Genomic DNA, 20,709 nt, shown 5'->3' with positions numbered 1-20,709 from the left:
GACGTGGCACGCCGCTTCGAGAGCACCCGCCGCGGGGTCAGCGCGACCCTCGACGACGACGAGCGCGCCCTCCTGGCCGGGCTCATGGGCGAGGTCGCCGAGCTCCTCGACGACGGGTCCGCCCCCGTCGATGACCCCCTCGAGGCGCTCGCGGGCACCGGCGGGCCCACCACGCCGCCGGCGGACCCCGCGGTGGCGCGCCTGCTGCCGCAGGGCGCCACGGACGACCCCGACGCCGCCCGGGAGTTCCGCCGCCTCACCGAGAAGGGCCTGCGGGCCCGCAAGCGTGAGTCCCTCGCGCGGGTGCGCACCACCCTCGAGCGGGAGGGCGCCCTCGTGCTCGACCCCGAGGAGGCGCACGCCTGGCTCGTCTCGCTCACCGACGTCCGCCTGGTGCTGGCCGAGCGGCTGGGCCTGCGCACCGACGACGACGCCGAGCTGGTGCTCGCCGAGGCCGCCGCGCGGACCCCGGAGGACCCGCGCGTGTGGATGGCGTCGGTGTACGACTTCCTCACCTGGCTGCAGGAGTCGCTGGTGGCGGCGCTGACCGCGCGCGGCGGCCGCGCCGGGCGCTGACGGGACCCGTCTGCGTCGTCGTCCTGCCCCGTCCGGCTCGGCGCGCCGACACCGCCGCGAGCGAGTAGAACGGTCGCGTGCGAGCGATCCAGGTCAGCGGTCAGGACTCCGGCCTCCAGCTGGTGGAGCGGGAGGCGCCCACTCCCGGGCGGGGGCAGGTGCTGGTGCGCGTCGCGGCGTGCGGCGTCTGCCACAGCGACGCCATGGCGGTGGGCGGCATGGGCGGCTTCCCCCGCGTGCCCGGCCACGAGGTCGCCGGGCGGGTCGAGGCGGTCGGTGAGGACGTGCCGCAGTGGCAGGTCGGCCAGCGCGTGGGCATCGGCTGGTTCGGCGGCGCCTGCTACCGCTGCGACCCCTGCCGCCGCGGTGACCTCATCTCCTGCGTCGAGGGGCGGGTGACCGGCCTGTCCTTCGACGGCGGCTACGCCGACCACGTGCTGGCTCCCGCCGACGCCCTCGCCGCGGTGCCCGACGGCCTCACCGACGCCGAGGCCGCGCCGCTCATGTGCGCCGGGGTCACCACCTTCCACGGCCTGCGCACCTCCGGGGCGCTCGCGGGCGACCTCGTGGCCGTCATCGGGCTCGGCGGGCTCGGCCACCTGGGCGTGCAGTTCGCCGCCAAGATGGGCTTCGAGGTGGTCGCGGTGGCCCGCGGCGCCGAGAAGGGCGAGTTCGCCGAGCGCCTCGGCGCCCACCACTACGTCGACTCCACCGCCGCCGGCGAGGGCGGCGTGGCCGGGGCGCTGCAGCGCCTGGGCGGCGCCGCGGCGGTGCTCGCCACCGTCACCGACGCCGAGGCGATCGCCGGCACCGCCGCCGGGCTGCGCCCGCGCGGGCGCCTCGTGGTGGTCGGAGTGCCGGAGCAGCCGCTGGCGCTGGACGCCGTCAACCTCATCCTCGGCAGCCGCACGGTGGCCGGGCACGCGTCCGGCACCTCGAAGGACTCCGAGGACGCGCTGCGCTTCGCCGCGCTGACCGGGGTGAAGCCCATGGTGGAGGAGGCGCCCCTGGAGGACGCGCAGGACGCCTTCGACGCGATGATGGCGGGCCGCCCGCGCTTCCGGATGGTGCTCACGGCCTGAGGTCGGCCTAGCCTGCCGTCGTGCACCCAGGCCCCGCCGCGCCCATCGGCATCTTCGACTCCGGCGTCGGCGGCCTGACGGTGGCGCGCGCGGTCCTCGACCAGCTGCCCGGTGAGGCGGTGGTCTACCTCGGGGACACCGCGCGCGCCCCGTACGGCCCGCGTCCGCTCGCGCACGTGCGCGCCTACGCGCTGGAGTGCCTCGACGAGCTGGTGTCGTCAGGGGTGAAGCTGCTGGTCATCGCGTGCAACACGGCCAGTGCCGCGGTGCTGCACGACGCGCGCGAGCGGTACTCGGTGCCGGTGGTCGAGGTCATCCGCCCAGCCGTGCGCCGGGCCGTCGCGAGCACCCGGACCGGGCGCGTGGGCGTCATCTGCACCGCCGCCACCGCCACGTCCGGCGCCTACGCCGACGCCTTCGCCGCCGCACCGGGGATCACGACGACGACGACGCCGTGCCCGCGCTTCGTCGACTTCGTCGAGGCGGGCGTGACGTCGGGGCCGGAGCTGGTGGAGGCGGCGCGCGAGCAGCTGGCGCCGGTGCAGGCGGCCGGGGTGGACACCCTCGTGCTGGGCTGCACGCACTACCCGCTGCTCACCGGGGTCATCTCCTACGTCATGGGGGACGGCGTCACGCTGGTCTCCAGCGCCGAGGAGACCGCCAAGGCGGTCTACCGCGAGCTGACCGCGGCGGACGCGCTGCGCCCCGACGGGTTCCCCGAGCCGCAGCACCGCTGGCTCACCACGGCCGACCCGGAGCGCTTCGCGGTGCTGGCGCGCCGGTTCCTGGGGACGGCGGCGCCGGCGCAGCTGCGGGCCGAGCGCCACCACACGGTCCTCCACACCGGGCTGCTGCCCAAGATCACCGCGCCGCTGGCGCGCCACCGCTAGAGGGGGACACGACGTGAGGCTGACCGTCATCGGCTGCTCGGGGTCCGTGCCGGGGCCGGACTCCCCGGCGTCCTGCTACCTGCTGGAAGCCGACGACCCCGCGGACGGGCGCACCTGGCGGGTGGTGCTGGACCTCGGCAGCGGCGCCTCGGGGCCGCTGCAGCGGCACCTGCCCGGCGGCGACCTCACCGCGCTGGACGCCGTGCTGCTCTCGCACCTGCACGCCGACCACTGCCTCGACGCCTGCTCGCTCTACGTGGCGATCAAGCACGGCCCCGCCGCGCACCGCGGCGAGCCGCGGGCGCCGATGCCGCTGTGGGCACCCACCGGTGCGGCCGGGCGGCTGGCGCGCGCCTACGACCTCCCCGAGGACGGTCCCGGCATGACCGAGCAGTTCGCCGTCGGCGCCTGGGCGGACCGGGCGCCGGTGCAGGTGGGGCCGTTCACCGTGGAGCCGGTGCTGGTGGAGCACCCGGTGGAGGCGTACGGCCTGCGGGTCACCGGCCCGGCCGAGGCCGGCGGTGGTGCCACCGCGGTGCTCGCCTACACCGGCGACACCGACGACTGCTCGGGCCTGGACCACCTCGCCGCCGACGCCGACCTCCTGCTCACCGAGGCCAGCTTCACCGACGACCTGCCCTTCGAGCGGGGCATCCACCTCTCGGGCGCCCGGGCCGGGGACGTCGCCGCCCGTGCCGGTGCGCGGTCGGTGCTGGCGACGCACCTGACGCCCTGGGCCGACCCCGGCGCGGTGCTCGCCGAGCTCCGGTCGCGCTTCGACGGCCCCGCCGACCTTGCCCGCCCCGGCGCCGTCCACCACCTCTGAGCCGGGCCTGTCGGGGGCGGGTCCTAGGCTCGGGAGCATGGCTGAGAGCACCAGCAGGCCCGGTGGACGACGTCCCGACCAGCTCCGCGACGTGACCATCACGCGCCGCTACCTGGAGGCCGGCGAGGGCAGCGTCCTGGTGGAGTTCGGTCGCACGAAGGTCCTCTGCGTCGCCTCGCTCACCGAGGGCGTGCCGCGCTGGAAGAAGGGCAGCGGCTCCGGGTGGGTGACCGCCGAGTACGCCATGCTGCCGCGCGCCACGAACACCCGCAGCGACCGCGAGTCCGTCAAGGGCAAGGTCGGCGGGCGCACGCAGGAGATCAGCCGCCTGGTGGGCCGCTCGCTGCGCGCCGCCGTGGACGTGACCAAGCTCGGCGAGAACACCGTGGTCCTCGACTGCGACGTGCTGCAGGCGGACGGCGGCACGCGCACGGCCGCCATCACCGGCGCCTACGTGGCCCTGCACGACGCAGTGACCTGGGCGCGGGAGAAGGGTCTCGTGCGCAAGGACCCGCTGCGCGGCTCCGTGGCCGCGGTCAGCGTGGGCATCGACCGGGGCCAGCCGGTGCTCGACCTGGAGTACGTCGAGGACGTCCGCGCCCAGACCGACATGAACGTCGTCATGACCGGCGACGGGCGGTTCGTGGAGGTGCAGGGGACCGCCGAGGGGGAGCCGTTCGCCAAGGCCGAGCTGGACGCCCTGCTCGAGCTGGCGGCCGGCGGCTGCGCCGAGCTGACGCGCCTGCAGCGCGAGGCCCTGGGGCTGTGAGCGGGGCGCCGGGGGAGGGCGGCGGTGCTGCAGCCGACCGCGAGCACGGCCACCACGACGACGGGCCGGTGCGCGTGGTGCTCGCCACGCGCAACGCCCACAAGGTCGGGGAGCTGCGCGCCATCCTCGCGCCGCAGCTGCCCGCCGGCGTGCGGGTGGAGCTGCTCGCCGTGGGCGACCCGTCGCTGCCGGAGGTCCCCGAGGTCCCCGAGACGGAGGTGACCTTCTCCGGCAACGCCCTGCTCAAGGCCCGTGCGGTGGCCGCCGCCACCGGGCTGCTGGCCGTCGCCGACGACTCGGGCATCGCCGTCGACGTCCTCGGCGGCGCGCCGGGGATCTTCTCCGCCCGGTGGGCCGGCCGCCACGGCGACGACGCCGCCAACCTGGCGCTGCTGCTGGCCCAGGTCGCCGACGTCCCGGACGAGCACCGCGGCGCGGCCTTCGTGTGCGCCGCCGCGCTGGTGACCCCGCACGGCCAGGAGCACGTGGAGCTGGGTGAGCTGCGCGGGACCCTGGCGCGGGAGCCGCGCGGGGCGGGCGGCTTCGGGTACGACCCGGTGCTCGTGCCGGTGGGCTCGCAGGTCAGCTGCGCGGAGCTGTCGCCGCAGCAGAAGGACGCCGTCAGCCACCGCGGCCAGGCGTTCCGGGCGCTGGCGCCCCACCTGGTGCGGGCCGTCCGCGCCGCCGCCGGCTGAGGCGCCGTTCGGCCGTACGGTCGGACCTGGGGCGCTGGTGAGCCCCGCGCTGGCAGGATGGGTCGGTTCCCGGGGGCCCCGCGTCGTCACGGCACGACCACCGCACCGACGACCGCACCGACGACCGCACCGACGACCGCACCGACGACCGCACCGACGACCGCACCGACGACTGGGAGGAGGCGGCGTGCCCGACCAGCACCACGGTCCTGACGACCTCCCCGACGCCGTCGCGCCGTCGTGGGTCCGGCTCGACCCCCAGGACCGCGTCACCGGCATGAACCGGCCCGCGGAGGCCCTCATCGGGGTGCCGCGCGAGCAGGTCCTCGGCAGGTCGCTGTGGGACTTCTTCCCCCACTCGCGCGACCACGACTTCGGCCCGGCCTACGCCGAGGCGCGCCGCACGGGCTCACCGCTGGCCTTCGAGGCCTGGGGCACCACCGTCCAGAGGTGGCTGTCGGTGCACGTGGTGCCCGAGGGCGACGTGCTCCACGTGCACCTCATCGACGTCACCGAGCGGCGCCGCGCCCAGGAGGAGCTGGTCCGCACCGTGCGGCGCCTGGAGCTGCTCGGGGCCGTCAGCGAGCTCCTCGCGCACGGCTCCGACCAGGGCATCGCCGTGGGGGAGCTTGCGCACCTCGTGGTGCCCGAGCTGGCGGACTGGTGCACGGTCACGCTGGTCCAGACGGGCCGGCTGCGGCGCACGCTGGGCTTCGCCCACCGCGACCCCGAGCTCGACCCGGTCCTGGAGCGCTACGCCAGCTACCAGGCGGCCACCATGAGCCGCGAGGCCGCGATCGCGGTCTGCCTGCGCACCGGGCGCGAGGTGTTCGTCCCCGCCCTCCCGCCCCTGCAGGACTGGGTGGGCGACGACGACGCCCGCGCCCTCCTGGAGGTGCTCGCCCCGGCGTCGGTGCTGGTGGTGCCGCTCAGCGCCGCGGGACGCACCCTCGGGGCGATGGCGCTGGTCCGCACCGACCCGGCGGCCGTGCGCACCGACGCCGAGCTCGACACCGCCCGCGAGGTGGCGCGCCGCGCGGGGCTCGCGCTCGACAACGCGCGCCTCTACGGGGAGCAGGCGGAGCTGAGCTCCGCGCTGCAGCGCAGCCTCCTCACCGCCCCGCCGAGCCCGCCCGGCGTCGAGCTGGCCGTCCGCTACGTGAGCGCCGCCGTCGAGGCGAGGATCGGCGGGGACTGGTACGACGCCTTCCGCCAGCGCGACGGCAGCACCGTGCTGGTCATCGGGGACGTCATCGGGCACGACTCCCGCGCGGCGGCGGCGATGGGGCAGGTCCGGGGGCTGGTGCGCGGTATCGCGCACGCCACCGGGCACCGGCCCGCGCGCGTGCTGACGTGCGTGGACGAGGCGGTCGAGGGCCTGGAGCTGGCCACCTCGGCCACGGCTGTCGTCGCCCGGCTCGACCCGCGCCCGGGCTGCGACGGCGTCCCCGCGGACGCGCCGCGCCGCCTGGTCTGGTCCAACGCCGGCCACCCGCCGCCGCTGCTGCGCCGACCGGACGGCACCGCGGTGGTGCTGGAGGACGCCGACACCGACCTGCTGCTGGGCATCGACCCGGCCACCACCCGCCGCGAGAGGACGACCGAGCTGCCCCTCGGCAGCACCGTGCTCCTGTTCACCGACGGGCTGGTGGAGCGCCGCGGCACGTCGCTGGACGTGGGCCTGGAGGAGCTGCGGGCCGCGCTGGAGGCCGAGGGGCACCTGCCCCTGGAGGAGCTGTGCGACGCCGTCCTCGCGCGCGTGCTGCCCGCGGAGCCCGAGGACGACGTCGCCCTGCTGGCGCTGCGCGTCGTAGCGGACCGCTGACGCAGCGCTGCGCGCCCGCCCGCACGGCGCTGGGCCGGACTGGCCCCGGGAGCTCCTCTGCCACGATCCCCCAGAAGATCCACAGGCGGCGCCCAGCCGCGTGTGAACACCCCTGAGGAGACCCGTGTCCACTGACCTCGAGCAGCCCGACCCCACCGCCCCCGCGCCGGGGGCGCCTGCCCGCGGCGCGACCTCGGTGGCCGCGGTGGTGGGGCTGGTCGCCGCCTTCGTGTTCTGGCCGGTGGGCCTGGTCGCGTCGATCGTCGGCATCCTGCACACCCGACCCGGCGGCAAGGCCGGCCGAGGTCTGGCCGTGGCGGGCGTGGTCGTGAGCGGCCTGAGCGCGGTCGCGACCGCCGTGGTGCTCGTGCTCGGCGCCTCCCTGCTCTGGGGCGCCACGAGCGCCCCTGCGGTGACCGAGGACCCAGTGGTGTCGGCGCAGGGCGCGGACGCAGCTCCCACGGCGGACCCGGCTGTCACCGCGGACCCGGCACAGGACCCGGCACAGGACGCGGACCAGCAGACGGGGCCCACTGAGGAGACGGGGGCCGCTGGTGGTGCGCAGGCCTGGGACGACGCCGTCCTGGACACCTGCCAGCAGGACGACGCCGGCGCCCTGACGGCTTCGGTGACGGTCACCAACTCCACGGGCGCACCGGCCTCGTACACGGTGGCCGTCGGCTTCGACGACCTCGAGGGGAACGTCGTCGGACGGGCGGCGGGCCAGGTCGCGCAGGTCGCCCCCGGCGCCACCGCGGTGATCGACGTGCAGGGAGCGGCGGGCAGCACCCAGGGCGAGCTGGAGTGCTACCTCGACGACGTGGTGCGCCTGGCCGCCTGAGACCGCCCCGACGAGGGCGGTGGCCCTCGCGCGGGGGTCAGCGGATCGGTGCGAACCGGACATCGCCCACGGGTGTCACCCGTAGCGTCTCTCGGGACTGCTCCGGCGCTGCGTCACGGGCTCGGGGCACGGCCGACGACAGCGAGAGCAGGTCGAGATGCGCGAGCCCGGGTCCGCCGCGGTGCCCACGCCCCGGTGCGGGGCTCCGTCGGCCCGGCGAGCTGCGCTCGCCGACCGCTTCGACCCGCGCCGCAACGCGCTGAACGCCATCCGCCTCGCGCTGGCCGTGGTGGTGATCGTCTCGCACACGTGGGTGCTCGGCGGGTACGGCGACGAGCCGCAGCTGGGGGGCGCCAACCTCGGCGCCTGGGCGGTGCTGGGGTTCTTCGGCCTGTCGGGGTTCCTCATCACGGGGAGCCGGCTGCGGACCAGCGCGGGCCGGTACTACCTGGCCCGGGCTCTGCGGATCGTGCCGGGTTTCGCCGTCTGCCTCGTGGTCACCGCGTTCGTCGTCGCCCCGGTGATCGCCGTGCTCGGGACGGGCGGGTGGGACGCGGCGAGCGCCGCGACCTACGTGGTGCGGAACGCTGCCCTGTACCCGTACGCCCCTCCCGGCCTGGTGCAGCCCAGCATCGGCGCGGTCCTGTCCGGTGCGCCCTACCCGGCGCTGAACGGCTCCCTGTGGACCCTGTTCTGGGAGGCGGGGTGCTACCTGCTCGTCGGAGTGGGGGTCAGCCTCCTGCCGCGACGGCTGCTGACGCCGGCCGTCGTGGCAGCCTTCGGGGCGACGACGGCCCTGGCCGCGGTGCTCCACGCGCTGGGGCAGCCCGGGCCCGCGGTGCTCGAGCGCCCGCTGCAGATGGTGAGTGCGTTCATGGCGGGTGCGGTGCTCCTGCTGCTCTCACACCGCCTGCCTCTCGGCGCTGCCTCCGGCGTCTCCGCCGTCGTCCTGGCCGGGGTCGTGATCACCGGCACAGCCGGTCCGCTGGCCGCGCTCCCGCTGACCCTCCTGCTGCTCGCCGCCTCGGTCGTGCTGCCGCTGGCGCGGGTCGGGGCCCGTCGGGACCTGTCCTACGGGGTGTACGTGTACGGCTTCGCCGTCCAGCAGCTGCTGGTGGCCGCGGGCCTGCACCGGCACGTCCCGCCGCTGGTCTTCGTGCTGGTCGCGCTGGTGGTCGTGACGCCGGTCGCCTGGGCGTCCTTCGTCGTCGTGGAGGCCCCTGCGATGAGGCTGGCGCGCCGGGGCCCGGTGGGCCGGACGGCTGCGGCCCAGCCGCTGGTGGTGGACCTGCGGGAGCCCGCGCTGCCGGTGGCGGTCCGGACGCCGCAGCGCGAGCGCTGACCACGCTGACCACGCTGACGCGGCCGGTCCGCGGGGGTCTGGTGCGCGAGGCGGGACTCGAACCCGCACGCCCGGAGGCACAGGGACCTAAACCCTGCGTGGCTGCCAGTTTCACCACTCGCGCCCACCCCGCCGGCGCACCGGCGGGGTGCTGGTGGGTCAGTCGACGCCGAGCTCCTTGCGCAGCCGCGCCACGTGGCCGGTGGCCTTGACGTTGTAGGACGCGTGCGTCACCACACCGTCCGGGCCGACCACGACGGTGGACCGCAGGAGGCCGGTGGTGGTCTTGCCGTACATCGTCTTCTCGCCCCACGCGCCCCAGCGCTGGACCACGCCGCGCTCGGTGTCGCTGGCGAGCGGGAAGGGCAGCTGCTCCTCGGCCGACCACGCCTCGAGCTTGGGCAGCGGGTCGGGGGAGACCCCCACCACGTCGTAGCCCGCGGCGCCCAGGGAGCCGAGGTTGTCGCGGAAGTCGCAGGCCTGCGTGGTGCAGCCCGGCGTGCCCGCCGCGGGGTAGAAGTAGACGACGACGGAGCGGCCGCGGTGCTCGGAGAGCGTCCAGCTGCCGCCGTGCGTCGCGGGGAGCGTGAAGTCCGGGGCGAGGTCACCCGGCTCGAGGCGATCGGCCACGCGCCGAGGCTAACGGACGCGGCCCGGTCGGGCGATGACGCGTCCGAGCAGGTGGGCCGGGGCTGCCGCGGGTCGCTGTTGCCACTAGCGTCCCGACCATGAGCGTCCCGCCCGACGAGCCCGCGCGCCTCGAGCGCGAGATCAGCCTCCACCAGCAGCACCTCGCCGCCACCGTCGACGAGCTCGCCGCCCGTGTCGCGCCGAAGGCGCTGGCGCAGCAGGGCGTGGAGAGCGCGAAGACGAAGGCCAAGGAGCTGGTGCTCGACGGTGACGGCGCGCTGCGCGTCGAGCGGCTGGCCGCCGTCGGCGGGGCCGTCGTCGCGGTGGTGGGCCTGTTCACGGGCCTGGCGGTCAAGCGCCGCCACTGACGCCCCCTGACCTGTGGACGGCGGTCCTGGGGGCTCACCCGCCGGCGGTAGCGTCGGCGGGTGAGCACCACGCCCGCGAGCCCGCCCACTGGACCCGCCGCCGGACCCGCCGCCACCGGCGACGACGGGCGCCTGCCGATCCGGATGCTGCACGACCGGGTGCTGGTGGCCCTGGACCGCGAGGCCGGTGAGCGCCGCTCAGGCTCCGGCATCGTCATCCCCGCCACGGCCGCCGTCGGCAAGCGCCTCTCCTGGGGCGAGGTGGCGGCCGTCGGCCAGCACGTCCGGCAGGTGCAGCTGGGGGACCGGGTGCTCTTCGACCCGGAGGACCGCGCCGAGGTGGAGCTGTCAGGGCGCGACTACGTGCTGCTGCGCGAGCGCGACCTGCACGCCGTGGCCGCTCCCCGCGTGGAGGCCGGCTCCACCGGCCTGTACCTCTGAGCGCGCAGCCGGGCGCCGCCCGCCCCAACGCGCGCTACACGGTGCTGGACGCACCGGGACCCCTGCCGCGGGACATGCTGCGCGACCTGCTGGGCATCCGCCGGGACCCGCTGGGCTACCTGCGCGGCGCCGTGCAGCGCTGGGGCGACCACGTGGCCTTCCCCCTGCCGCGCACCCCCGTCCTGCTGGTCAACACCGTCGCGGGGGCGCGCCGCGTGCTGGTGGAGAACGCGGGGAACTGGAGCAAGCGCACCGTCCAGTACGGGGCGCTGTCGCTGGTCACCGGCAGCGGCCTGCTCACCAGCGACGGCAGCGCCTGGCGCGAGGCGCGCCGCGTGGCGCAGCCGGCGTTCCACCGCTCTGGCCTGGTCGCCGTCGCGGAGCAGTCCGTGGCGGCCGCCGAGCGCCTGCGCTCCCGCTGGGACGCGGCCGGCGGCGGTCTCGTCGACGTCGACGCCGCGGCCCTGCAGGCGACGCTCGAGGTGGTGGGCCGCACCCTCTTCGGCGGTGACGTCACCGCGGAGGGCGTCGACGACGGCGAGCGCGTGGTCGCCGCCGTCCTGGAGGCCCTCGGCGTGGTGGTCTCCCGGGCCCGCACGCCTGTGCCGGGCTGGCTGCCCACGCCCTCGCGGCGCCGCCTGCGCCGCGCCAACCGCGTCATGGACGAGGTGGTCGAGCGGGTGGTGGCGCGCCGCCGCGCCGCCGGGGAGCTCGGGGAGGACCTGCTGGGCCTCCTGCTCGCTGCCGTCGACGAGGGCCGGCTGCCCCCGGAGGCCGTGCGCGGGGAACTGGTCACCATGGTCATCGCCGGCCACGAGACGGTCGCCTCCTGCCTCACGTGGACCCTGCACCTGCTGGCGCAGCACCCACGGGCCCAGGAGCGGGTGCACGACGAGCTGGACCGCGTCCTCGGCGGCCCTGGAGACCCGGGAGACCCGGCGGACCCGGCGGACCCGGCTGGTCCGGCCGCGCTGCGGGCGCCGACCTGGGAGGACCTGCGCGAGCTCACGTGGACCCGCGCCGTGGTGGACGAGTCGCTGCGGCTCTACCCGCCCGCGTGGGTGGTCACCCGCCGCTCGGAGTCCGACGACGTCGTGGACGGCGTGTCCGTGCCCGCCGGCACCCTGGTGATCGTCAGCCCGTGGCTGCTGCAGCGGCGCGCTGACGCCCACGCGGACCCCGAGCGCTTCGACCCGGGCCGGTTCACCGGGGAGGGCCCGGAGGTGCCGCGCGGCGCCTACCTGCCGTTCGGCGCCGGAGCGCGGCTGTGCATCGGACGGGACTTCGCCCTCACGGAGGCGGTGCTGGTGCTGGCCGCGCTGCTGCGCGACCGCGCCGTGCGTCCCGTCCCCGGACGTGAGCCCGTGCTCGAGGCCCTGGTGACGCTGCGGGCCCGGGACGGTCTGGTGCTGCGCCTCGAGCCGCGCTGACCCCGCGCTGCTCCGGCTGGGCACCCCTCGGTGCGCACCGGCGCAGGGCTGGTAGTGTGTTCTCCGCACCACGCGCTTCTAGCTCAATTGGCAGAGCAGCGGACTCTTAATCCGCGGGTTCTGGGTTCAAGTCCCAGGGGGCGCACAGCAGTCGAAGGGCCCGGCCAGCAGGCCGGGCCCTTCGTCGTCGTCAGCCCAGGGCGCTCCGCAGGAACGCGAGCACGGCGTCGTAGGTGGGGTCGGGATCGGTGCCGCTGGAGGTCCGGCCGGCGCGGGTGGTGCGGACCTCGCGGTCGGGGGCGCCGTTCGCGAGGTAGGCGTCGGTGTGCCCCGCCCCGGCCACGAGGGTGAGCGTGGCGCTGGCGCCCGCGCGCTCGCACGCGGCGAAGAGCAGCTCGGACTGGCCGGGCGGCACCAGCTCGTCCGCGGTGCCGTGGGCGACCCACAGCGGGGGGCTGCCAGCGGTGACGTACCGGGTCGGGTCCGCGCGGTGGGTGGCCTCGGGATCGGACTGGATCGGGAAGCCCATGAGCGCGGACTCTGCGGAGTCGGCGCCGTCGTGGGTCTGGCCCCCGGGCACGAGCTGGGAGTCCATGGCCGTGAAGTCGGTGGGGCCGAAGAGGTCCACCACGGCCTGCACCGCGCTGCTCTGGTCGGCGTGGCCCAGGTCAGCGCCCTCGAGGTCGGCCACGCCGCTGACCAGCCCGGTCATGGACGCGCACCACCCGCCGCTGCTGGTCCCCATCGTGGCGAAGCGGGCGGGGTCGAGGCCCAGCTCGGCCGCGCGCGAGCGCAGGTACCGCACCGCGGCCTTCGCGTCGTGCAGCGGGCCGGGGAAGACCGCCTGCGCGCTGCTGCGCACGTTGACGCCCGCCACGGCGAACCCCGCCGGCCCCCACCGCTGCGCCAGCAGCGCCGCGGTCGTCCCGCCGGACAGCTCGGTGGGACCGCCCTTGGCGTCACCGCTGCGCCAGGCCGATCCGGGGAAGAAGAGCACCACCGGCCACGGGCCGGGCGTGACCGAGGGGTCCGGCAGGTAGAGGTCCACCAGGTGCGCCCGCTCCACCGCCGCCGCGTAGGGCAGGTCGGTGAGCACCCGCGGCCCCTGGCCCGTGGTGGCGCCGGTGGGCGGGGGGCTGCTCGTGGGCGGCGGCGGAGCTGCCGACGTCGCGGGCGTCGTCGTCGGTGGGGGCGACGGGGTGCTGGTCGAGCCGCAGGCGGCCAGCACCGCGGACCCCGCGGCCGCCGAGACGGCCAGCAGGCCGCGTCGGGTCATCACGCTCCCGCCGCGCCGGACCCCAGCGAGACGTCCGCAGCGGGGACGACCTCAGCGGTGCGGCCGGGCGCTCGCTGGAACTGCCAGTAGAGGTTGGTGTGCGCGACGACGTCGGCCACCGGCGGGGCGCCCCAGGCGGTCTTGTCGCCTGCGGTGTGCGCGTCCGCGACGAGCGTGACGTCGTAGCCGCGCGTGAAGGCGCCGTGGAGGGTGGAGCGGATGCAGGCGTCGGTCTCGGCGCCGGTCACCACGAGCCGGCCCACCCGCCGCTGCGCCAGCACCTCCTCGAGGTCCGTGGCCTCGAAGCTGTCGCCGTAGCGCTTGTGCACGACGGGCTCGCCACCGGCGGGCTGCAGCTCCTCGACGATCCGCCACCCGTCGCTGCCCTCGGGCAGGCCCTCGTCGGAGTGCTGCACCCACACGACCGGGACGCCCTCGGAGCGGGCGCGCTCGACGAGGCCGGCGATGGCGCTCACCACCTCGTCACGCCGCAGTGCCCCGCCGACGACGTCGGCCTGCACGTCGACGACCAGCAGCGCGGTGCCCGGACGGTCCTCCAGCGCGGTCATGGACTCTCCCCACCTCGGTGTGCGTCTCGTGGCGGGAACGCTAGCCCTGGCCGCTGACACCCTGCAGCGGCCGGGCGGGTCAGGAGCGGACGAGGCGGGCGATGGCCGCGGAGGCCTCGCGGACCTTCTCCTCGGCCTCGGGGCCACCGCGCCGGGCGGCGTCGACCACGCAGTGGGACAGGTGCTCCTCGAGCAGCCCGAGCGCCACCTGCTGCAGCGCCTTGGTGGCGGCTGACACCTGGGTGAGCACGTCGATGCAGTACTGGTCCTCGTCGACCATGCGCTGCAGGCCCCGGACCTGCCCCTCGATGCGGCGCAGCCGCTTGAGGTGCGCCTCCTTGGCGTGCGAGTACCCGTGCTGCGCTTCCTCCTCCACGGGGCGAACGGTACCCCCGGGGGGTGTCAGCCGGTCTGGCCCGTGAGCCCCAGCGCCCGCGGCACCAGGTCGGCGGGCACGGGCCGCCCCGTCAGCCAGCCCTGCGCCGTGCGGCAGCCGAGCGCCACCAGCGCGTCGCGCTGCTCGGTGGTCTCCACGCCCTCGGCGACCACCGCGAGCCCGCCGGCGCGGGCCAGCACGAGGATGGCCTCGACGAAGGCCGCGTCGAGCGGGTCCGCGTCCGGGGAGGTGGTGAGGCCCGCCACGAGCGACCTGTCGATCTTGAGCCCGTCCACGGGCATCGTCTTGAGCCGGGCGAGGTCGGAGTGGCTGACCCCGAAGTCGTCCACCAGCACCGCCACCCCGGCGGCGCGCAGCAGCTCCACCTGCACCACCTCGGGACCGTCCAGCGGCAGGCCCTCGGTGACCTCCACCGCCAGCCGGGTCGGGGCGATCCCGTGCCCGGCCAGCACCTCCAGCACACCGGCGGCGTAGCCGGGCAGCCGCAGCTCCACGGGGGAGGCGTTCACCGACAGCCGCAGGTGGGCGGCGGCGGGCCCCCAGGCGGACAGGTCCGCGCACGCGCGCCGCAGCACGAGCGCGCCGAGCCCGACCACCTCGCCGGTGCGCTCGGCGATCCGGACGAAGACGTCCGGAGAGACCCACCCCTGCTCGGGGTGCTCCCAGCGCACCAGCGCCTCCACGCCCACGGCCCGGTCCGCGACGAGGTCCCAGACCGGCTGGTGGTGCACCTGCAGCGCCCCTGACGCGACGGCCGCGGGCAGGTCCGCCTCCAGGGCGAGGCGCCGGTGCAGCGCACGGGCGGCGGCGTCGTCGAAGGTCCGGACCCGGCGCCCGCCGGCCCGCTTGGCCTCGTACATCGCGGCGTCCGCGTCTCGCAGCAGCGTGGAGGCCCGCTGCACCGCACCGGAGCCGCGACCGCCCACGGCTCCGCCGAAGCAGCCGCCCACCGCCACCACCTCCGGACTGCCGCTGGGGCCCAGCAGCTCGAAGGGCGCGGTGACGGCCTCGAGGAGGCGCAGGCCCACGGCCTGCACCTCCTCGGCGGAGGAGACCCGCTCGAGGACGACGACGAACTCGTCACCGCCCAGGCGGGCCAGCAGGTCGCCCGGGCGCAGCGCCGCGGACAGGCGCCCGGCGACGGCGCGCAGCAGCTGGTCGCCGGCGTCGTGGCCGAGCCGGTCGTTGACCACCTTGAAGTCGTCGAGGTCGCAGAAGAGCACGCCGACGCGGTCCGGCGGGCCGGGCTCCCCGGCGGCGAGGAGCGCCTCGAGTCGGGCCCGCACCACCGCGCGGTTGGGCAGGCCCGTGAGGTCGTCGTGGGTGGCGCGGTGGCGCGAGCGCTCCTCGCTGCGCTCCAGCTCCTCGTACAGGCGCGAGGTGACCAGCGTGGCGCCCACCGAGCTGGCCAGCGTGGTGGTGGCCTCCGCCACCGTGGCCGAGAAGGCGCCCGGGATCTCGTGCACGGCCACGAGCAGGGCCTGGGCGGCACCGTCGACGACCACCGGGACGTGCAGCAGGGACCTGACGGCGCCGGGGACCGGCGGGACGGCCGGGGTGGGGGAGCCGGGGGCCGCGGCCAGGTCGTGGACCACCAGGGACCGGGTGTCCCCGGCACCGCCGGGGGAGGGTGGTGACCACCCGGGCGGGACCGTCCCGCCCAGGGGACCCGCCTGCGCGCGCAGCACGGCACCGCCCTGCGCGGTGGTCTCCAGCAGCCCGGCCCAGGTGGCGCCGGTGAGCTCGGCCAGCAGGGCGGCGACGTCGGGGGTCAGCGGCGTGCGGTGCCCGCCCCACTGCGCTCCGGAGCGCGCCAGCAGCTCGGCGCAGCGGCGGCCCTCCGCGGCTCGCGCGGCGCTGTGGAGGCGGTCGGCGAGGGAGGCGAGCAGGTCCAGCTCGACGTCGGAGAAGGGCGCGGGGTCCGCGCGCAGCAGCAGCACCGCGACGGCGGTGGGGTCGTCCGGGTCCGGCACCAGGCGCGCACCGGAGCGCACGGGGCTGCCGGCGACGAGCAGCGGCGTCGGGGCCGCCCAGCCGGTGGCCCGCGGCAGGCCCGCCCCCCAGGGGGCCAGCTCCCGCGGCAGCCCGTGCAGCTCCTGGCCGCTGCCGAGAGCGGCGCCGGTGGGGGAGAAGGCGACGTGGACGGGTGCGCCGCTGCCGCAGTCCCACGCGGAGCGGACCAGGCAGGCGACCTCCGCGCCGAAGGCCTCCGCCATCGCGGCGAGGGCCGCCGTCAGCACGGCCTCCGGCGTGGCGGTGGGCTGGGCGATGGCGGTGAGGCAGCGCACCACGCGGGTCGCGGCGCTGTGCGCCTCGAGGGCCTCGCGGCGGGACAGGGCGAGCTCGGCCTCCAGCTCGGCCTCACGCGCGCTCGCCCCCGCTGGCGCGGAGGTGGTGGCCGCCCTGCTCATGCGGGTCAGATCGGCACGTCCACCCCCGCACTGAGCGGCGTGTCCCCCGCTCGGCCGTCAAGCCGCCCCGTCGACCGCCCCGTCGACCGCAGCCTCGCCCATCCACGGCTCGAAGCCGTCGCTGCGACCCGCCCAGGAGGCGAGGCCTCGCGCCAGCTCGGCCTCGGTGAGCAGGCTCGCGGCGAACGCCCCTCGCACGCGGTCGGGGTCCTCCTCCACGCCGGTCACCACCAGGCGGGTGCTGCGCTCCACCGGCGCGCCCGTGGCCGCCCACGGCCCGGCGTCACCCACGCTGAGCTGGCCGCCCGCCCCGTCCCACATCCCCACGGTCCCGGGGCGGGAGGGCAGCCAGAACCGCCCCCGGCCCACGAGCCGGCCGCTGGCGAGGGCCTCGAGGTTCTCGCGGAGGCGCTCGGGGTGGGCGGGTCGCCAGTCGTGCAGGTCCAGGCTCCACACGCCGCGGGCGTCCGCGGCGCCGCTGGGCGCCACCGCACGGGGGTCGTCCCAGAGCCGGGAGGCGGCCGGGTCGTGGCGCGGGAGCAGCAGCTGGTCGGCGCCGAGGTCGCTGGCGCCGTCCAGCTGCACGGACCCCGGCAGGGCGAGGTGCTCGAGCAGGGTGTGCGTGCGCGGGTCGGCGCCGGGAGCGAGCACGAGGTCCGCACCGCGCAGCTGCCGTGCGAGGACCTCTCCCACGCTGCGCGCGTCGTCCGGGCCGTGCTCGAGGTCGCGCTCGTCCAGCAGGTCGTCCCCGAGGAGGTCGCGCTCGGCGACCGCGCCGTCGACGGCGCAGACCACCCCGGCCAGGCGCAGCCGCTCGCGCACGGCGCGGTCCGCGGCGGCGCCGCCGAGCAGCCCCAGCAGGCCGCGCACCACCGGTACCGGCTCGCTGGCCAGCGGCAGCGCGAGCAGGGCCGCGCGCCAGCGCCCCAGCTCGGCCAGGCGCACCAGCGTGGGCAGCAGGTCCTCGCGGACCGCGCAGGCCAGGCAGGCGTGCTCGAGGGGGACGGCGACGTCCTCCAGCACCCCGGTGCCGTCGCTGACCACGCGGCGCAGCAGCCCGCGGCCGGCGCCGGTGAGGTCGTGGCGGACGACGACGGCGTCGGGGGCGTCGAGCTGGACGCTGAGCACCACGGCGTCGCGGGAGGCGGCGTCGACGGCGGTCACGGCGGTGACGGGCAGGCGGGAGGCGGTCACAGGGCCCTCCGGGTGTCGAAGTGAGAACAGTTCTCGCATAGAGTGGCACATGACGAGAACCGTTCTCGCCAGGAACCCCCGATCTGCAGGAGGCCACCCGTGAAGGTCCGCTCCTCGCTGCGCTCGCTCGCGCGCCAGCCCGGCTCCAAGGTGGTCCGCCGGCGCGGCCACCTCTACGTCATCAACAAGCTCAACCCGCGCTTCAAGGCGCGCCAGGGCTGAGGGGCGAGCAGCCATGACCCGTCCCTGCCAGGTGACCGGGCGCCGCGGGCGCTCCGGCCACGCCATCTCCCACTCCCACCGGCGCACCAAGCGCCGCTTCGAGCCCAACACGCAGTCCAAGCGCTACTGGGTGCCGTCCCTGGGCAGGCACGTCCGCCTGGACCTCACGCCCGCCGGCATGCGGGTCATCGACAGGCGCGGCATCGACGCCGTCGTCGCCGACCTCGCCGCCCGCGGGGAGGTGCGCTGACCGTGGCGAAGACCCAGGACGTCCGCCCCGTCATCAAGCTCCGCTCCACCGCGGGCACGGGCTACACGTACGTGACGCGCAAGAACCGCCGCAACGACCCCGAGCGGATGGTCCTGCGCAAGTTCGACCCCGTCGTGCGCCGCCACGTCGACTTCCGCGAGGAGCGCTGAGATGGCCAAGAAGAGCAAGATCGCCAAGGACGCCCAGCGCCGCGAGGTCGTCGCGCGGTACGCGGAGCGGCGCGGCGAGCTCAAGCGCCTGTCCACCGCCGCCAGCGCCACCGAGGAGCAGCGCGCCGAAGCCCGCGCCGCCCTCCAGCGCCTCCCGCGCGACGCCAGCCCCACCCGGCTGCGCAACCGCGACGCCGTCGACGGCCGCCCCCGCGCCTACTACCGGAAGTTCGGGCTCTCCCGCGTCCGGCTGCGCGAGCAGGCGCTCGCGGGCGAGCTGCCCGGTGTGACCAAGTCCAGCTGGTAGGAGGAGACCCGCGTGAAGAAGGACCTGCATCCCGAGTACGGCCCCGTCGTGTTCCGCGACGCCACGGCGGGGACGGCCTTCCTGTCCCGGTCCACCGCGGTGTCCCGGGCCAAGGGCACCGTCGAGTGGGAGGACGGGAGCACGTACCCCGTCATCGACGTGGACGTCTCCTCCGCCAGCCACCCGTTCTGGACCGGCCGCTCGCGCGTCCTCGACTCCGAGGGCCGCGTGGAGCGCTTCCGCCGCCGCTACGGGCAGCGGCCCGCCGACCGCCGGTGACCACGCCCCCGTCGTCGTCGTCCCCGTCGTCGTCCCCGTCCTCCCCGTCAGCCGTGTCGCCGGCGGGGCCGCTGGTGGCGGTGTGCACCGGGCACCGGTGCGCCGCCCTGCGGCGGTTGGACGGCGAGGACGACCCGGTGGGCGCCTCGCTGCGGGAGGCCGTCCGCGCCTCCCGCGGCGGGGTGCTGGTCTCCAGCCCCTGCGTCGGCGGCTGCGCGCAGGCGCCCGTGGCAGCGGTCGGCCAGCGAGCCGAGGGCCGTGAGCGGCCCGACGCGGTGGTCTGGCTCGGCCAGCTCGACGCCGCCCGGCGCGAGCACCTCGCCACCTGGGTGGCCCACCTCGGCGCCCTCAGCGGCGCTGACGACGTGCCTGCTCCTCTGCGGCCCGCTGTGCTCGCCGTCCGAGGGGCTGCGGCACCACGACCTGCCGCGGGGACAGCTCCCACGGCACCTCCGCACCCGCGGGCGGACCAGCGGGCTCAGCACCCGTGGCCGCACGGGTCTCCGGCAGCTCGACCGCACCGCGAGCCGGGCGCTGCACCGACGCGCGGGCCACGGCGGCCGCCGCCACCGCCGTCGTGATGGGCACCGACAGGGCCACGCACGCGCCGCCCAGGGCGGTCCTGATGACCTCTTCGGCGATCGCGCTGGAGCCCACCGCGTCGATCCAGCGCGGGTCGGTCACCGCCAGGATCACCAGCACCGGCAGCGCGGCCCCCGCGTAGGCGAAGGCCACCGTGTAGACGGTGGAGGCCAGGTGGTCGCGGCCCACGCGCATGCCGGAGCGGACCAGCGTGGTGAACGAGGCGCCGGGGGCGTGCTCGCGGACCTCCCACACCGCGGAGGCCTGGGTGATGGTGACGTCGTTGAGCACCCCCACGCCCGCGAGCACGATCCCGGCCACCACCAGACCCCGCAGCGTGCTCATCGAGGTGAGCTGGCCCAGGTAGGCGGAGTCCTCGTCGGACAGGCCCTGCAGGTGCGTCGCCCCGACCATGACGTGCGCGGCCACCCCCACCAGCAGCAGGCCGCTCACCGTGCCCAGGTGCGCCGCGGCCGTCCGCAGGCTGAACCCGTGCGTCAGGTAGAGCACCACCGACATGATCGCCGTGCAGCCCGCCACCGACACCAGCAGCGGCGGCTTCCCCGCGAGCAGGGCGGGGATCATGAAGAAGGCCAGCACGGCGGCGGCCAGCACCATCCCCCCGAGCGCCGCCGCGCCGCGCTTGCGGGCTACCAGCACCGTGAGCAGGGCGAACGCCCCCACGGCCAGGCCCAGCGGGCGGGTGCGCGAGAAGTCCACCCACTGCCAGGTCGCGTCGTTGCCGGGCGTGGGCGGGAAGTAGCCCAGGTCCACCCGGTCACCGGGGCTGATGCCGCCCTCGGCCACCTGCGCGGGCACGTCCACCTGCACCTGCTGGCCCTTCGCGGGGCCCTGGAGCACGGTGGCCGTCAGCGTCGGGCAGCTCGCGGTGGCGGGGACGGTGCCGTTGGGCAGCCGGTCCAGCGTGGTGCCCGGGCACTGCTTCTGCTGCAGGGAGTCGGCGCGCGCCTCGACGTCGGTGATGACCGACCCGCCCGCGCTGACCTGGGTGCGGAGCTCCTCCAGCGTGCCCGAGGGGGGCCACAGCAGCGCCACCCCCACCGCCGAGGCGAGAGCGCACAGCACCGCGAGGACGACGACGACGCGTCGCGCGGTCGTGCCCACCCGCACGTCGTCGCCGGGGCGGCTGCCGTCGGGACGGGTGTGCCCGTGCCCGGTGTGCCCGGAGTGCCCGGTGTGCTCGTGCGGGTCTGCGGCCACCCGACCATGGTCACGGCTGGGGGCGGGGCGCGTGGCCGACTCGGGAACTTCCCAGCCAGGCCGGTCCCGGTGGCTTCAGGTCCGCTTCAGAGGCGGGGCGCAGGCTCCTGCCATGG

General features: G+C 76.6%; 24 protein-coding genes and 2 tRNA genes. 18 read left to right on the top strand and 8 right to left on the bottom strand.

Annotation, left to right across the window (positions count from 1 at the left end; all coding sequences use genetic code 11):
• Positions 1-3 precede the first annotated feature (3 nt).
• From H7K62_RS13780 to H7K62_RS13740, 9 genes are all read left to right on the top strand, one after another.
• Positions 4-576, top strand: coding sequence for a DUF2017 domain-containing protein (locus H7K62_RS13780; protein WP_186719164.1), 573 nt, complete (start codon positions 4-6; stop codon positions 574-576).
• A 77-nt stretch (positions 577-653) separates the two neighbouring features.
• Positions 654-1,658, top strand: a complete 1,005-nt coding sequence (locus tag H7K62_RS13775) for an alcohol dehydrogenase catalytic domain-containing protein (protein WP_186719162.1) — start codon at positions 654-656, stop codon at positions 1,656-1,658.
• Positions 1,659-1,678: 20 nt separating this feature from the next.
• Positions 1,679-2,548, top strand: coding sequence for a glutamate racemase (murI, locus tag H7K62_RS13770; RefSeq protein WP_186719160.1), 870 nt, complete (start codon positions 1,679-1,681; stop codon positions 2,546-2,548).
• Between the two features lie 13 nt (positions 2,549-2,561).
• Positions 2,562-3,374 (top strand): MBL fold metallo-hydrolase, encoded by an 813-nt coding sequence (locus H7K62_RS13765; protein WP_186719158.1) that lies wholly within the window; start codon positions 2,562-2,564, stop codon positions 3,372-3,374.
• A gap of 37 nt (positions 3,375-3,411) precedes the next feature.
• Positions 3,412-4,143 carry a ribonuclease PH gene (gene rph / locus H7K62_RS13760; protein WP_186719156.1) on the top strand — a complete coding sequence of 244 codons (732 nt, stop codon included), beginning with the start codon at positions 3,412-3,414 and terminating at the stop codon, positions 4,141-4,143.
• A 68-nt stretch (positions 4,144-4,211) separates the two neighbouring features.
• Positions 4,212-4,838 (top strand): RdgB/HAM1 family non-canonical purine NTP pyrophosphatase, encoded by a 627-nt coding sequence (gene rdgB, locus H7K62_RS13755; RefSeq protein WP_186719252.1) that lies wholly within the window; start codon positions 4,212-4,214, stop codon positions 4,836-4,838.
• A 187-nt stretch (positions 4,839-5,025) separates the two neighbouring features.
• Positions 5,026-6,663, top strand: a complete 1,638-nt coding sequence (locus tag H7K62_RS13750) for a SpoIIE family protein phosphatase (protein WP_186719154.1) — start codon at positions 5,026-5,028, stop codon at positions 6,661-6,663.
• Between the two features lie 124 nt (positions 6,664-6,787).
• A complete protein-coding gene (locus H7K62_RS13745) occupies positions 6,788-7,504 on the top strand; it encodes a hypothetical protein (RefSeq protein WP_186719145.1) in 717 nt (238 codons plus the stop codon).
• A gap of 157 nt (positions 7,505-7,661) precedes the next feature.
• On the top strand, positions 7,662-8,846 hold the full coding sequence (locus tag H7K62_RS13740; protein ID WP_186719143.1) for an acyltransferase family protein: 1,185 nt from the start codon (positions 7,662-7,664) through the stop codon (positions 8,844-8,846).
• 39 nt (positions 8,847-8,885) lie between these two features.
• Here H7K62_RS13740 and H7K62_RS13735 read toward each other — a convergent pair.
• Positions 8,886-8,970 (bottom strand) — tRNA-Leu (locus H7K62_RS13735).
• Positions 8,971-9,005: 35 nt separating this feature from the next.
• Positions 9,006-9,476 carry a peroxiredoxin gene (locus tag H7K62_RS13730; protein ID WP_186719141.1) on the bottom strand — a complete coding sequence of 157 codons (471 nt, stop codon included), beginning with the start codon at positions 9,474-9,476 and terminating at the stop codon, positions 9,006-9,008.
• Between the two features lie 98 nt (positions 9,477-9,574).
• On the opposite strand from H7K62_RS13730, the gene H7K62_RS13725 reads away from it, so the two are divergent.
• From H7K62_RS13725 to H7K62_RS13710, 4 genes are all read left to right on the top strand, one after another.
• Positions 9,575-9,844 (top strand): DUF3618 domain-containing protein, encoded by a 270-nt coding sequence (locus tag H7K62_RS13725; RefSeq protein WP_186719139.1) that lies wholly within the window; start codon positions 9,575-9,577, stop codon positions 9,842-9,844.
• A 144-nt stretch (positions 9,845-9,988) separates the two neighbouring features.
• Positions 9,989-10,285 (top strand): GroES family chaperonin, encoded by a 297-nt coding sequence (locus H7K62_RS13720; protein ID WP_186719246.1) that lies wholly within the window; start codon positions 9,989-9,991, stop codon positions 10,283-10,285.
• 41 nt (positions 10,286-10,326) lie between these two features.
• Positions 10,327-11,715: a cytochrome P450 gene (locus tag H7K62_RS13715; protein ID WP_186719136.1), complete on the top strand. Its 1,389-nt coding sequence runs from the start codon at positions 10,327-10,329 to the stop codon at positions 11,713-11,715.
• Positions 11,716-11,787: 72 nt separating this feature from the next.
• A tRNA-Lys gene (locus H7K62_RS13710) sits at positions 11,788-11,860 on the top strand.
• Positions 11,861-11,905: 45 nt separating this feature from the next.
• Here H7K62_RS13710 and H7K62_RS13705 read toward each other — a convergent pair.
• The 5 genes from H7K62_RS13705 to H7K62_RS13685 all read right to left on the bottom strand — a co-directional run bounded on the left by H7K62_RS13705 (position 11,906) and on the right by H7K62_RS13685 (position 17,562).
• Entirely contained in the window at positions 11,906-12,991 is a 1,086-nt protein-coding gene (locus H7K62_RS13705) for an alpha/beta hydrolase (RefSeq protein WP_186719134.1), read from the bottom strand.
• Complete coding sequence (locus H7K62_RS13700) at positions 12,991-13,560, bottom strand: isochorismatase family protein (RefSeq protein WP_186719132.1); 570 nt, start codon at positions 13,558-13,560, stop codon at positions 12,991-12,993. The genes H7K62_RS13705 and H7K62_RS13700 overlap by 1 nt, the downstream gene beginning before the upstream one ends.
• Positions 13,561-13,639: 79 nt before the next feature.
• Positions 13,640-13,966, bottom strand: a complete 327-nt coding sequence (locus tag H7K62_RS13695) for a metal-sensitive transcriptional regulator (protein WP_222437597.1) — start codon at positions 13,964-13,966, stop codon at positions 13,640-13,642.
• On the bottom strand, positions 13,963-16,368 hold the full coding sequence (locus H7K62_RS13690; RefSeq protein WP_186719130.1) for a putative bifunctional diguanylate cyclase/phosphodiesterase: 2,406 nt from the start codon (positions 16,366-16,368) through the stop codon (positions 13,963-13,965). The genes H7K62_RS13695 and H7K62_RS13690 overlap by 4 nt, the downstream gene beginning before the upstream one ends.
• A 57-nt stretch (positions 16,369-16,425) precedes the next feature.
• Positions 16,426-17,562, bottom strand: coding sequence for a GTP-binding protein (locus H7K62_RS13685; protein ID WP_222437574.1), 1,137 nt, complete (start codon positions 17,560-17,562; stop codon positions 16,426-16,428).
• A gap of 99 nt (positions 17,563-17,661) precedes the next feature.
• Between H7K62_RS13685 and ykgO the strand changes: the two genes are divergently transcribed.
• The 5 genes from ykgO to H7K62_RS13660 are packed head-to-tail and all read left to right on the top strand — an operon-like array spanning position 17,662 to position 18,790.
• A complete protein-coding gene (ykgO, locus tag H7K62_RS13680; protein ID WP_109773426.1) occupies positions 17,662-17,784 on the top strand; it encodes a type B 50S ribosomal protein L36 in 123 nt (40 codons plus the stop codon).
• 13 nt (positions 17,785-17,797) lie between these two features.
• On the top strand, positions 17,798-18,034 hold the full coding sequence (rpmB, locus tag H7K62_RS13675; RefSeq protein ID WP_186719120.1) for a 50S ribosomal protein L28: 237 nt from the start codon (positions 17,798-17,800) through the stop codon (positions 18,032-18,034).
• A 2-nt stretch (positions 18,035-18,036) separates the two neighbouring features.
• Positions 18,037-18,204, top strand: a complete 168-nt coding sequence (gene rpmG, locus H7K62_RS13670; protein WP_186719118.1) for a 50S ribosomal protein L33 — start codon at positions 18,037-18,039, stop codon at positions 18,202-18,204.
• 1 nt (position 18,205) lies between these two features.
• Entirely contained in the window at positions 18,206-18,511 is a 306-nt protein-coding gene (gene rpsN / locus H7K62_RS13665; protein ID WP_186719116.1) for a 30S ribosomal protein S14, read from the top strand.
• 12 nt (positions 18,512-18,523) lie between these two features.
• On the top strand, positions 18,524-18,790 hold the full coding sequence (locus H7K62_RS13660) for a type B 50S ribosomal protein L31 (RefSeq protein WP_186719110.1): 267 nt from the start codon (positions 18,524-18,526) through the stop codon (positions 18,788-18,790).
• A 348-nt stretch (positions 18,791-19,138) separates the two neighbouring features.
• Here H7K62_RS13660 and H7K62_RS23990 read toward each other — a convergent pair whose 3' ends face one another.
• A complete protein-coding gene (locus H7K62_RS23990; protein ID WP_186719101.1) occupies positions 19,139-20,593 on the bottom strand; it encodes a YibE/F family protein in 1,455 nt (484 codons plus the stop codon).
• Positions 20,594-20,709: the final 116 nt, after the last annotated feature.

The sequence above is a fragment of the Quadrisphaera sp. RL12-1S genome, from assembly GCF_014270065.1.
GTDB lineage: Bacteria > Actinomycetota > Actinomycetes > Actinomycetales > Quadrisphaeraceae > Quadrisphaera.
This window is presented reverse-complemented; position numbering and strand designations above follow the sequence as displayed.

Coding starts and splice junctions, on each gene's coding strand:
- rph (WP_186719156.1), top strand. CDS start 3,412: ATGGCTGAGAGCACCAGCAGGCCCGGTGGACGACGTCCCGACCAGCTC.
- H7K62_RS13740 (WP_186719143.1), top strand. CDS start 7,662: ATGCGCGAGCCCGGGTCCGCCGCGGTGCCCACGCCCCGGTGCGGGGCT.
- H7K62_RS13725 (WP_186719139.1), top strand. CDS start 9,575: ATGAGCGTCCCGCCCGACGAGCCCGCGCGCCTCGAGCGCGAGATCAGC.
- H7K62_RS13720 (WP_186719246.1), top strand. CDS start 9,989: ATGCTGCACGACCGGGTGCTGGTGGCCCTGGACCGCGAGGCCGGTGAG.
- H7K62_RS13705 (WP_186719134.1), bottom strand. CDS start 12,991: ATGACCCGACGCGGCCTGCTGGCCGTCTCGGCGGCCGCGGGGTCCGCG.
- H7K62_RS13700 (WP_186719132.1), bottom strand. CDS start 13,560: ATGACCGCGCTGGAGGACCGTCCGGGCACCGCGCTGCTGGTCGTCGAC.
- H7K62_RS13690 (WP_186719130.1), bottom strand. CDS start 16,368: ATGAGCAGGGCGGCCACCACCTCCGCGCCAGCGGGGGCGAGCGCGCGT.
- rpmB (WP_186719120.1), top strand. CDS start 17,798: ATGACCCGTCCCTGCCAGGTGACCGGGCGCCGCGGGCGCTCCGGCCAC.
- rpsN (WP_186719116.1), top strand. CDS start 18,206: ATGGCCAAGAAGAGCAAGATCGCCAAGGACGCCCAGCGCCGCGAGGTC.